Here is a 12372-nt window from a genome sequence, read left to right as displayed (position 1 = left end):
TTCGCTCTTTTCCACCTGTAAAGGTGGTCCGCCCGAACCGCATAAAAAAATCAGAGGTCGGGCAATGCACACAACATCACATCACAATGGAGCAAACGCATGATCAACTCCCTGGCAAAATCCGGGATGCTGAAGGTCGGTCTGAGCCTGATTGCCATGACTGTCGCCGCCGGTGTTCAGGCCAAAACCCTCGTTTACTGTTCAGAAGGTTCCCCGGAAGGTTTCAACCCGCAGCTGTTTACATCGGGCACCACCTATGACGCCAGCTCACGTCAGATCTATAACCGTCTGGTTGAATTTACTATCGGGACCACAGAGCTGCATGCGGCGCTGGCTGAGAAGTGGGACATCAGCGAAGACGGTAAGACGTATACATTCCACCTGCGTAAAGGCGTTAAGTGGCAGACCACCAAAGATTTTAAACCGACGCGTGATTTCAACGCTGACGACGTGGTGTTCACATTTGAACGTCAGCTCGATAAAAACAACAAATACCATAACGTCTCTGGCGGCAGCTATGAGTACTTTGAAGGCATGGATATGCCGGCACTGATCGGTAAAGTCGAGAAGGTCGATGACTATACCGTGCGCTTCGTTTTGACCCGTCCAGAGGCACCGTTCCTTGCTGACTTAGGGATGGATTTCGCCTCCATTCTTTCGAAAGAATATGCGGACAACATGCTGAAAGCGGGTACGCCGGAAAAAGTGGACCTGAATCCTGTCGGCACCGGCCCGTTCCAGCTGCTGCAATACCAGAAAGATTCTCGCATCCTGTACAAAGCGAACCCGGACTATTGGGGCACCAAGCCGAAAATCGATCGCCTGGTCTTCTCCATTACCCCAGACGCCTCTGTACGTTATGCCAAGCTGCAAAAAGGCGAATGTCAGGTTATGCCGTATCCAAACCCGGCAGATATTGCGCGCATGAAGCAGGACAAAAATATCAATCTGTATGAGCAGGCTGGCCTGAACGTAGGTTACCTCTCTTACAACGTTGAGAAAAAACCACTGGATAACGTGAAAGTGCGTCAGGCACTGACCATGGCGGTGAATAAAGAAGCGATCATTTCCGCCGTGTATCAAGGCGCAGGTCAGCCAGCGAAAAATCTGATCCCACCAACCATGTGGGGCTACAACGATGCAGTGAAAGACTATGCTTACGATCCAGAGAAAGCCAAGGCGCTGCTGAAAGAAGCGGGTCTGGCTGATGGCTTCTCCATCGATCTGTGGGCAATGCCGGTGCAGCGTCCTTACAATCCGAATGCGCGTCGCATGGCGGAGATGGTGCAGTCTGACTGGGCGAAAATTGGCGTAAAAGCCAAAATCGTTACCTATGAGTGGGGCGAATATCTGAAACGTGCGAAAGCCGGTGAGCATCAGACCGTGATGATGGGCTGGACCGGTGATAATGGCGATCCAGATAACTTCCTGGCCACCCTGTTTAGCTGCGCCGCTGCGAAAGACGGCTCTAACTATTCACGCTGGTGTGACAAATCGTTTGAAGACCAGATCCAGCCTGCGCGTGCAACTGCCGATCAGGCGAAGCGCATTGAGTATTACAAGCAGGCTCAGGTTGTCATGCACGATCAGGCACCGGCGCTGATGATTGCGCACTCAACGGTATACGAACCGGTCAGCAAAAAAGTCTCCGGCTATAAAGTTGATCCGCTTGGCGGACACTACTTTGCCCAGGTAGACATTCAGGAATAACCGTTGTCACCTTACCGGGGCTGATGCAAATCGCCCCGGTTTTATCCCTGTTTTACTGGAAACGGTAGAGGCGCAGCCTGTCTGCGTCGCGGTCGGGGCTACCCGATCGTCAGATGTGAGCATTAACTAACCTTGCGGCAACGTCCGCCGGGTAATGAGAGAAACCGGATTATGCTGCAATTCATACTCCGACGTCTGGGCCTTGTCATCCCGACGTTTATCGGTATTACCTTACTCACCTTTATTTTTGTCCACCTGATCCCCGGTGATCCGGTCCTGATCATGGCAGGTGAACGCGGGATCTCCCCGAGCGTCACGCGCAGTTGATGGCCCAACTGGGTCTCGATCAGCCGATGTGGAAACAATATCTGACCTATATCAACGGTGTATTGCACGGTGATTTAGGTATCTCGCTGAAAAGCCGCATCGCGGTGTGGGATGAATTTGTTCCCCGCTTCAAAGCCACGCTTGAACTGGGCATCTGCGCAATGTTATTTGCGGTTGCCGTCGGTATTCCTGTTGGCGTGCTCGCTGCTGTGAAACGCGGTTCTATCTTCGATCACACCGCTGTTGGTATCTCACTGACGGGCTATTCCATGCCGATTTTCTGGTGGGGCATCATGTTGATCATGCTGGTGTCGGTTCAATGGAACCTAACACCTGTGTCGGGGCGCGTCGGCGATACGGTGTTCCTTGATGATACCAACCCGCTGACTGGCTTTATGCTGATCGATACGCTGCTGTGGGGCGAGCCGGGCGATTTCAAAGATGCGGTGATGCATATGATTCTGCCCGCCATCGTGCTGGGTACCATTCCGCTGGCGGTCATTGTCCGTATGACGCGCTCCGCCATGCTGGAAGTGCTGGGTGAGGATTACATCCGCACCGCCCGCGCCAAAGGACTGACCCGTATACGCGTGATTGTAATCCACGCGCTGCGCAATGCCATGCTGCCGGTAGTAACCGTCATCGGTTTACAGGTCGGCACCTTGCTGGCTGGCGCAATTTTGACTGAAACCATCTTTTCATGGCCAGGCCTGGGCCGCTGGCTGATTGAAGCTTTGCAACGCCGCGATTATCCGGTGGTGCAGGGCGGCGTGCTGCTGGTTGCGGTTCTGATTATCCTGGTCAACCTGCTGGTTGATCTGCTGTATGGCGTGGTGAACCCGCGCATACGTCATAAGAAATAAGGGGGAATCATGTCTATTGTTGATCCCGCTAGCGTACCCGCTGCACCTAAGCCAATGACGCCGGTTCAGGAATTTTGGCACTACTTTAAGCGTAATAAAGGCGCGGTGATTGGCCTGGTTTACATCGTTATCATGCTGCTGGTGGCTATTTTTGCCGACGTGCTGGCACCGCACGCCCCCGCCGAGCAGTTCCGCGATGCGTTGCTGCATCCGCCTGTATGGCAGGAAGGCGGCAGTTGGCGTTTTATCCTCGGCACAGATGACGTAGGACGTGATGTGCTGTCACGTCTGATGTACGGCGCACGCCTGTCACTGCTGGTCGGTTGTCTGGTGGTGGTACTGTCACTGATCTTTGGGGTGATTTTTGGCCTGCTGGCGGGGTATCTCGGCGGTGTGGTTGACGCCACCATTATGCGTCTGGTGGACATCATGCTGGCATTGCCGAGCCTGCTGCTGGCGCTGGTTTTGGTGGCGATTTTTGGTCCTTCGATCGTCAACGCCTCAATCGCACTGACTTTTGTCGCGCTACCGCACTACATTCGTCTGACCCGCGCTGCGGTGTTAGTCGAGGTGAATCGCGACTACGTTACCGCTTCTAACGTGGCGGGCGCGGGAATGCTGCGTCAGATGTTCATCAATATTTTACCTAATTGCCTGGCACCCTTGATTGTGCAGGCATCATTAGGCTTTTCCAACGCCATCCTGGATATGGCGGCGTTGGGCTTTCTCGGTATGGGTGCGCAACCGCCAACGCCGGAGTGGGGCACCATGCTCTCCGACGTGTTGCAGTATGCGCAAAGTGCCTGGTGGGTAGTGACCTTTCCTGGATTGGTCATTCTGCTTACCGTGCTGGCATTTAACCTGATGGGCGATGGTTTGCGTGATGCACTCGACCCGAAACTCAAGCAGTAAAGAGGCACCGAGATGGCGTTATTAAATGTAGATAAATTGTCGGTGCATTTCGGCGACGAAAAAGCACCCTTTCGCGCGGTAGACCGCATCAGCTACCAGGTTGAGCAAGGCCAGGTCGTCGGTATTGTTGGTGAGTCCGGATCAGGTAAATCAGTGAGTTCGCTGGCTATCATGGGGCTGATCGATTTTCCCGGTAAAGTGATGGCGGAGAAGCTGGAATTTAATCAGCGCGACCTGAAGCGTATTTCCGAAAAAGAGCGCCGCCAGCTGGTGGGCGCTGAAGTCGCCATGATCTTTCAGGACCCGATGACCAGCCTGAATCCTTGCTACACCGTAGGCTTTCAGATTATGGAAGCGATTAAGGTGCATCAGGGCGGCAATAAAAGTACCCGCCGTCAGCGTGCCATTGATCTGCTGACGCAGGTTGGCATTCCCGATCCGGCTTCACGCCTGGATGTTTATCCGCATCAGCTTTCAGGCGGCATGAGCCAGCGCGTAATGATTGCGATGGCAATTGCCTGTCGGCCAAAACTGCTGATTGCCGATGAACCGACGACGGCACTCGACGTAACGATTCAGGCGCAGATCATTGAGTTGCTGCTGGATTTGCAAAAGCAGGAAAACATGGCGCTGATCCTGATTACGCACGATCTGGCGCTGGTAGCTGAAGCAGCACACCACATTATTGTGATGTACGCCGGTCAGGTAGTGGAGAGCGGTAAAGCGACAGATATCTTTAAAGCGCCACGCCATCCGTATACTCAGGCATTGTTGCGTGCGTTACCGGAGTTTGCTGCGGATAAAGCGCGTCTGGCCTCGCTGCCGGGCGTTGTGCCAGGTAAATATGATCGCCCAACCGGCTGCCTGCTTAATCCACGCTGCCCTTATGCAACTGACCGTTGCCGTAAGGAAGAACCCGAATTACGTACTATTCCGGGGCGTCAGTCCAAATGTCACTATCCGCTGGATGATGCCGGGAGACCAACTTATGAGTCTTGATAACACCAGGCAGGATTACCTGCTACAGGCGATTGACCTGAAAAAACACTACCCGGTTAAAAAGGGATTTTTCGGTCAGGAACGCTTAGTAAAAGCCCTGGATGGCGTCTCGTTTAATCTGGAACGCGGTAAAACGCTGGCGGTTGTTGGTGAATCGGGCTGCGGTAAGTCAACGCTGGGTCGTTTGCTGACGATGATCGAAACCCCTACGGAAGGGCAGCTTTACTGGCACGGCCAGGATTTATTAAAGCACGATCCGCAGGCACAAAAGCTGCGTCGTCAGAAAATACAGATTGTGTTCCAGAATCCTTACGGGTCACTCAATCCGCGTAAAAAGGTCAGTCAGATCCTTGAAGAGCCGCTGCTCATCAATACTTCGCTGACCAAAGCGGAGCGACGTGAAAAGACGCTGGAAATGATGGCGAAAGTGGGGCTGAAAACCGAGCATTACGATCGCTATCCGCATATGTTTTCTGGTGGGCAACGCCAGCGCATCGCGATTGCGCGTGGCTTAATGCTTGATCCTGATGTGCTGATTGCTGATGAACCCGTTTCCGCGCTCGATGTCTCAGTCCGGGCACAGGTACTTAACCTGATGATGGATCTGCAGCAGGAAATGGGCTTGTCATATGTCTTTATCTCGCACGATTTGTCCGTGGTGGAACACATCGCTGACGAAGTCATGGTGATGTACCTTGGCCGCTGCGTCGAGAAAGGAAGTAAAGAGGCGATTTTCAGCAATCCGCGTCATCCTTACACTCAGGCTCTGCTCTCTGCAACGCCGCGTCTGAATCCTGATGACCGTCGCGAACGCATCAAACTGACCGGCGAGCTGCCGAGTCCGTTGAATCCACCGCCAGGCTGCGCATTTAATGCGCGCTGCCGCCGCCGCTTCGGCACTTGCGTACAGCTTCAGCCAAAACTGAAACGTTACGGCGAGCAACAGATCGCCTGCTTCGCTGTTGATCAGGATGAGAATCAGCCGGTCGGTGCAGCAGAAAAGGTCAGTTAATCACCAAAAAGGCTCCGTTCTGGAGCCTTTTTTTAAGCCAATTTTCCATCAAACCCCCGCCGTGACTGATTTATTCCTGCCTGTAACCTCTTTAAAACTATTCATTAAGGTTAACGCATTGCAAGAGTATGGCAAAAACAGGCGAAACGCCTGATTCAGCGTGACGCAAACGCAGGCTGTAAATAATGTTTTGTTAACGTTAAAGCGCAGTATGAATTATGGCAGTATTTGGGACTATTCAAACTTTTAACAACTCTGGCACTGACAGACGATGTGTAACCACGATTTAGTGCTTAAGTGTTATCGTGTTGTTAAATAATTTAACTTAAAATTTTCTTATTAATTTATAAAGCTAAACAGTTAATTTCCCCATTTTACCGTTAATAATGAATCTTACTGATTAAACTCTTTTATTGAACTTGCTGATTTTATAATCAGATTTTTCTCACCGTGTTTAAATGGATATGATATATTCCGGGAAATTTCCCCCCTGTTGCAGGCCATGCCCCATGAAAAGTTACGACGATTTGCAGCGTTTCAAAGAAAAAACGCAAACGCTCGACATCGCCTTTAAGGACATGTCTGGACAAACGCAGGAAGCGGCGGAACAGAGTAAATGGGCATTGATTCGCCAGCTGGCAAATGATGAACAACACGCACCGTTCGGTAGTGGCCAACGTATTGATCTTCCTGAACCTCAGCCGGTACGTGCTGATGCGTTTAGTGCGCCTGCGCCAACGGCTTTCCTCCGTCAGGCACATGCTGTCGCGCCGTCGAATGTACCTGCACGCGCGTCAATTTTAGATAGCCTGGCGGCCTCCACTGGTGCTGATGCGCCTGTTGATGTGCCCGCCTCTGAGGTATCGTCGCTGTTCCCGCCGCCACTGGCGCATGCTCAATCTGCTGTGGTATCACAGCCTGAAAACCCGCCGCCTGCGCCTGCCACCTGTCACTCTGTGCCAGTCGCAGCCCAACCGCCTGCTGCACCTGTTATCAGCACCGAACCGGGACGTTTTGGTGCGCTATTCCGTTCACGCAATAGCGAACCGGTCAGCCTGTCGAAAGAGACTTTACTGAAACCGTTACTGGAGAAGATTGCGCTATGCCGTTAGTTTGTGTGTGCTCGCCGAAAGGGGAGTAGGAAAAACCACGATGGCGGCCAACCTGGCCTGGAGTCTGGCGCGTTCGGGTAGCAAAGTTCTGGCGATAGATTTCGATGTGCAAAATGCGCTGCGTCTTCATTTCGGCGTTCCGCTCCATGACGGGCGCGGTTTTGTTGCGCGCTCAGAAGAGCAGGCAGACTGGAGTCAGTCGATTCTTACCACTGGTGGCAATATTTTCGTTCTGCCGTATGGCAATGTAACTGAACCACAACGTGAGCGGTTTGAAGAAAAACTGGCGAAAGATCCCCATTTTCTTCGCCGTGGACTGGATACGGTGCTCAATTATCCAGGACTGGTGATTGTTGCCGATTTTCCGCCGGGTCCGGGGCCTGCGCTTAAAGCAATGACCGCATTAGCCGATATGCATTTAGTGGTCATGTTAGCGGACACCGCGTCGGTTTCATTATTACCGCAAATTGAGGAGAACCGAATGATTGGTCAGCCCCTCAATAATAAACAGGGACATTATTTTGTTCTGAACCAATGTGACAATCGCCGCAATATAAATCGTGACGTGACTGCCTTTATACAGCAGCGTTTGGGCGACAATTTATTGGGTGTCGTTCACCGCGATGAAAGCGTGGGTGAAGCCAACGCTTCACAGCAATCCGTTTATGATTTCAGCCCTGCTTCTGCGGCAGCGTTTGATATTGAACTGATCGCCAAACGCGTCGCCAGTATTTTGGATATTACTGTCGGAAACGGCGAGGTTCAGGCACCCATTCATACCCGCCACTATTAATAGCCCGGCGTTGTCAGGCTAATGACTCTATACAGCTCCCTCAGGGTGAATCATGAATAAGATCGGGTTTTACCTGCTGCTGCTGGTGCTTGCACCTGTGGCTGCGGTGATCGTCATTACGCCGATGGATAGTCAAAAGCAGTATATTTTTGGCTTAATCAGTATCGCGATGATGTTTTTATTGGGTTTCAGCAAAAGCCGCAAAATAACAGTGGTCATGGTGATGCTTTCGGCGCTGATGTCCACCCGATATATTTGGTGGCGCACCACTGAGACGCTACATTTTAATTCCGAAATAGAGGCTATCTTAGGGATCGGCTTATATCTTGCCGAGCTTTATGTCTGGCTGATATTAATTCTTGGCTTCCTGCAAACCACCTGGCCATTAAAGCGTACCATTGAACCGCTGCCGGACGACACCCGTCTGTGGCCAACGGTAGACGTTTATGTGCCCACTTATAACGAAAGCCTTGATGTGGTGCGTGATACCGTGCTGGCAGCACAGTGCATTGATTACCCGCGCGACAAGCTAAAAGTCTATTTGCTGGATGACGGCAAGCGCAGCGAATTCGCGGTCTTTGCTGCGGATGTTGGCGTGGGTTATATCACGCGTGACGACAACAGCCACGCAAAAGCGGGTAACCTCAACCACGCCATGAAAATCACCAAAGGTGAACTCATTTGTGTGTTTGACTGTGACCATGTTGCCACCCGTACTTTCTTACAGGCCACGGTCGGTCCGTTCCTGAAAGATCCAAAACTGGCGCTGTTGCAGACGCCACACTACTTCTACTCACCCGATCCGTTCGAACGTAATCTGCGCGCAGCACGCAGTATCCCCAATGAAGGCTTATTATTTTACGGTCCGGTTCAGCAGGGTAACGATAACTGGAACGCCACCTTCTTTTGCGGCTCTTGTGCGGTAATCCGACGTTCAGCATTAGAGGAGATCGGTGGCTTTGCGACTGAAACAGTTACCGAAGATGCGCATACCGCTTTGAAAATGCAGCGTCTGGGCTGGGGTTCGGCGTTCCTGTCAATTCCGCTGGCGGCTGGCCTGGCAACCGAGCGCCTCGGCTTGCACGTTATCCAGCGTACTCGCTGGGCGCGCGGCATGACGCAGATTTTCCGCGTCGATAATCCGCTGTTTGGACGCGGCCTGAAGTGGCAACAGCGTTTGTGCTATCTCAACGCCATGCTGCACTTTCAGTTTGGTCTGCCGCGCGTTGCGTTTTTAACCGCGCCGCTGGCTTACCTGTTATTCAACCTTAATATTATCCACTCGTCGGCGTCGCTGATTTTTGCCTACGTGTTGCCGCATCTGGTGATGTCGCTGTACGTCAACTCGCGGATGAATGGCCGTTTCCGTTACACCTTCTGGGGTGAGATTTACGAAACGGTAATGTGCTTCCACCTGATTATTCCGACAATCTTGACCCTGTTTTCGCCGAAGCACGGCAAATTTAACGTAACGGATAAAGGCGGCGTACTGGATCAGGGCTTTTTCGATTTCCACATTGTGCGTCCACATGTGATTGTCGCGGTGCTGTTGACGGTAGGGATTGTCGCGGGCGTGGTACGCGCCGTAATGCATGATTACTTTGGCGTGGATCCCTATGTGATTGCGCTTAATGTGGGATGGGCGGTATTCAGCCTGATTATTCTGATGGCAGCCATTGCCGTGGCGCGTGAAACCAAGCAGGTGCGTAAAACCATCCGTATTGAGGTGCAGATCCCGGCGATTATCCACTACGCCAGTGGGATCTCTTCACGCACCATGACCAGCGATATGTCGATGGGCGGCGCACAGTTGGACGCGCCAGATGGTCGCCATGAGTTTGATGAAATCGAAGAGATCGATCTGCTGCTTAAATCCGGCACCATCTCTATTCCGGTGAGCAAAATCTCTGGCGACGACAAAACCATTCGTCTGCGCTTTGAAGCCATGCCGCTGTCGCGTCGCCGTGAGTTAGTGCGCGTGGTGCTGGCGCGTGCGGATGCCTGGATTCAGCCGGAATATAAACAAGATAATCCGCTGATATCACTGGGCACCATTATTCGTACCGTTTTTGAGCTGTTCTGGCTGACCTGGAAAGGCCGTCATGATAAGCGGAAAAACGCCGCACAGGCTGCTACTGCCAAAGAGGACAGCGCAGCATGAAGATCCTGACGCAAACACTGCTGGCGAGTTCGCTGGCAGCCGCCCTGTTACTGACGCCAGCCTGGGCAGAAACCCCTGTGGACACAGGCAATAACAGCGATGCCCCCGTGAACAGTGCCGCGCCTGCTGCGTTGCCACAAACCAGCGATACGGCGGCTGTTACCCAGGATAATGAGGCGCTGTCACAAGTGCCGCCGCCGGAAGGGCTGGAAAGTGCCGATCCACAACTGGAAGCGGCAGCCAGTGCGCTGCCTTATGCACCAGGCCAGCCGGTAACAACACCTGACGAACTGCCACCGCCTGTGGTCAGCGCCTCGCTGAATCAGCCCATCAGCAGCACCATTACCGTGGCACAGATGGGGCAAACTCAGGGCATCACGCTAACCGGTGGGCAGCTACAGTCTGGCATTGTGTTCACTCTGCCGAATGATGAAGTGGTCACCAATGCGCATCTCAACCTGTCGCTGCGTGTGTCGCAGGCTTTGGCGGCGCGCAATACTTCGCTGCAACTGATGCTGAACGGCCAGCCGCTTGGCACGTTGCCGCTCGGCTCCAGCGACAGTGACGTAGCGGATTATCAACTGGATATTCCGGCCGCGATGGTCGTATCCAGCAACAACCTGAGTTTCAAAATCAACGATGCAGATAAGCTGCTGTGCGAGAAAGAGAGTGCTGAGCAATATCAGGTCACGATTCTGCCAAAGACCACGCTTAGCCTGGAGGGGCAACAGTTAAACTCGGGCACCAGCCTGCGCAATTTCCCGCGTCCGTTCCTCGATCCGCAGCGTATGACGGCGGCGAGCGTGAGCATGGGTTTTGCCAGTAACGTCTCGCCAGATACTGTTAGCGCCGCGGCGCTGGTGGCCTCCTGGCTCGGCATTCAAAGTGACTATCGCGGCATTCGCTTCCCGGTGGTGCGCGGTGAGCTGCCAGAGAAAAATGGCATCCTGTTTGGACATCCTGGCGACAGGATCGGCACGCTGACTTTCCCGGCGGCCAATGGCCCACAATTGCAGGTCGTGGATAACCCGAACAATCCGGTCTACAAGCTGTTGCTGGTGAGCGGCGCCGATGAAACGCAGTTGCGCCAGGCCGCTTATCGCTTAACCACGCAGCCGCTGGCTACCGATGCCAGCACGTTGCAGGTGCAGCCGCAAGCGATCGTCAACCGTCAACCTTATGATGCGCCGCGCTGGATCAACACCAGTCGCCCGGTGCGCCTGAGCGAGCTGCTGCGTAAAGATCAAAACCTGACCAGCACCGGTATCTGGCACGATGCGCTACGTGTCAATTTCCGCGCTGCGCCCGATCTGTTCCTGTGGGATGGCGACACCGTGCCGGTCAGCCTGCACTATCGTTTCCCGTCAGAAAGCTGGATTGATGAAAACAAGTCGTTCCTGAATGTGATGCTGAATGGCACATTCCTGCACAATTTGACGGTTAACAAAGTCGGCCTGCTGGAAAGTGTCTGGCATCGTCTGGGAGGGGATGCACGTCAGGAAAAATATCAGATCAACCTCGATCCCTATCTGATCTACGGCGATAACCAACTGGCGCTCTATTTCAACATCAAACCGAAGGCGGATGCGCCGTGCGGTGTATTGCTCAACAACAATATCAAGAGCCGCATAGAAGAAGATGCCTGGATTGATTTGAGCCACACCCGCCACTTTAGCCTGTTGCCTAACCTTTCCTACTTTGTTGGCGCATCGTTCCCGTTCTCACGTCTGGCAGACTTTGGTCAGACCACGCTGCTGTTGCCGGAAAAACCGACCGATGCAGAGATCGCAACGCTGCTGGATCTGGCTGCGCGTGCAGGTAATGCAACCGGCGTGGCGCTGGCACAAAATCAGGTGCTGTTTGGCCTGCCGAACGGTGGCTCTCACCTGGCACGTTTGCAGCAAAGCGACTTGCTGGCGGTCAGTACTACCGGAAACAGCTCCTTTAATCAGGCGATGCTGGCAAATTCACCTTATGAAGCCAGCGGCAATACCTTTGGTGTGAAAGAGCCGGATACGCTGGATAAGTTGCGCAGCTGGCTGACGGGTGACTGGTATCGCCAGCAGTTAGATGCCGATCGTTACTTCTCGTCGAATGAGGCGTGGCGCGGTTTCCTTAGCTATCGCTCACCGTGGAACCCGGATCGTCTGGTGGTGATGACAGTGGCAACCAGTGATGAACAGCTGCTGCGTCTGCACAGCGATTTAAGCTCGGCGCGTATCAATGCGGGCATTCGTGGTGATACCGCGATCATTACTGATGAAAACGGCATCCGCAGCTTTCGTGTCGGCCCGCAGTTTCCGGGCGGTGAAATGCCCTGGTACATGATGGTGGTGTGGTACGCCAACCAGCATTCGGTGCTGCTGGCTCTGGCGGCGCTGCTGTTCTCTGCACTGGTGGGGAGTGCGGTGTGGGTGATGTTGAAACGTCACGCCTGGCGACGCCTCAACCCTCAAAACAGCGATTCCGGCAAGAAGTAAGGA

7 protein-coding genes and 2 pseudogenes are annotated in these 12372 nt (G+C 53.3%); all 9 read left to right on the top strand.

From position 1 onward, the window contains the following. Window positions 1-99 precede the first annotated feature (99 nt). The 9 genes and pseudogenes from dppA to bcsB all read left to right on the top strand — a co-directional run bounded on the left by dppA (window position 100) and on the right by bcsB (window position 12369). Window positions 100-1710 carry a dipeptide ABC transporter periplasmic-binding protein DppA gene (gene dppA / locus O3W44_RS12125; protein ID WP_269293255.1) on the top strand — a complete coding sequence of 537 codons (1611 nt, stop codon included), beginning with the start codon at window positions 100-102 and terminating at the stop codon, window positions 1708-1710. Between the two features lie 171 nt (window positions 1711-1881). Continuing rightward, a pseudogene (dppB, locus tag O3W44_RS12120) lies at window positions 1882-2900 on the top strand (dipeptide ABC transporter permease DppB). A gap of 9 nt (window positions 2901-2909) precedes the next feature. Continuing rightward, complete coding sequence (gene dppC, locus O3W44_RS12115; RefSeq protein ID WP_269293254.1) at window positions 2910-3812, top strand: dipeptide ABC transporter permease DppC; 903 nt, start codon at window positions 2910-2912, stop codon at window positions 3810-3812. A gap of 12 nt (window positions 3813-3824) precedes the next feature. Continuing rightward, on the top strand, window positions 3825-4811 hold the full coding sequence (gene dppD / locus O3W44_RS12110; RefSeq protein ID WP_269293253.1) for a dipeptide ABC transporter ATP-binding protein: 987 nt from the start codon (window positions 3825-3827) through the stop codon (window positions 4809-4811). Next, the gene (gene dppF / locus O3W44_RS12105; RefSeq protein WP_269293252.1) at window positions 4801-5823 is read left to right on the top strand and encodes a dipeptide ABC transporter ATP-binding subunit DppF; all 1023 of its coding nucleotides are present in this window, start codon (window positions 4801-4803) and stop codon (window positions 5821-5823) included. Before dppD ends, dppF begins: the two co-directional genes overlap by 11 nt. A 509-nt stretch (window positions 5824-6332) precedes the next feature. Next, window positions 6333-6935, top strand: a complete 603-nt coding sequence (gene bcsO / locus O3W44_RS12100) for a cellulose biosynthesis protein BcsO (RefSeq protein ID WP_269293250.1) — start codon at window positions 6333-6335, stop codon at window positions 6933-6935. Continuing rightward, window positions 6926-7728: pseudogene (bcsQ, locus tag O3W44_RS12095) on the top strand (cellulose biosynthesis protein BcsQ). Before bcsO ends, bcsQ begins: the two are co-directional and overlap by 10 nt. Window positions 7729-7780: 52 nt before the next feature. Continuing rightward, a complete protein-coding gene (gene bcsA, locus O3W44_RS12090) occupies window positions 7781-9889 on the top strand; it encodes a UDP-forming cellulose synthase catalytic subunit (RefSeq protein ID WP_269293249.1) in 2109 nt (702 codons plus the stop codon). Further along, on the top strand, window positions 9886-12369 hold the full coding sequence (gene bcsB, locus O3W44_RS12085) for a cellulose biosynthesis cyclic di-GMP-binding regulatory protein BcsB (protein WP_269293248.1): 2484 nt from the start codon (window positions 9886-9888) through the stop codon (window positions 12367-12369). The genes bcsA and bcsB overlap by 4 nt, the downstream gene beginning before the upstream one ends. The last annotated feature ends 3 nt before the right edge of the window (window positions 12370-12372 follow it).

Origin of the sequence: Pantoea sp. LMR881, from assembly GCF_027157825.1 — a bacterium.
Lineage (GTDB): Bacteria > Pseudomonadota > Gammaproteobacteria > Enterobacterales > Enterobacteriaceae > Pantoea > Pantoea haifensis.
The sequence above is the reverse complement of the archived record's forward strand: the minus strand, read 5'-3'. Positions and strand labels throughout refer to the sequence as shown.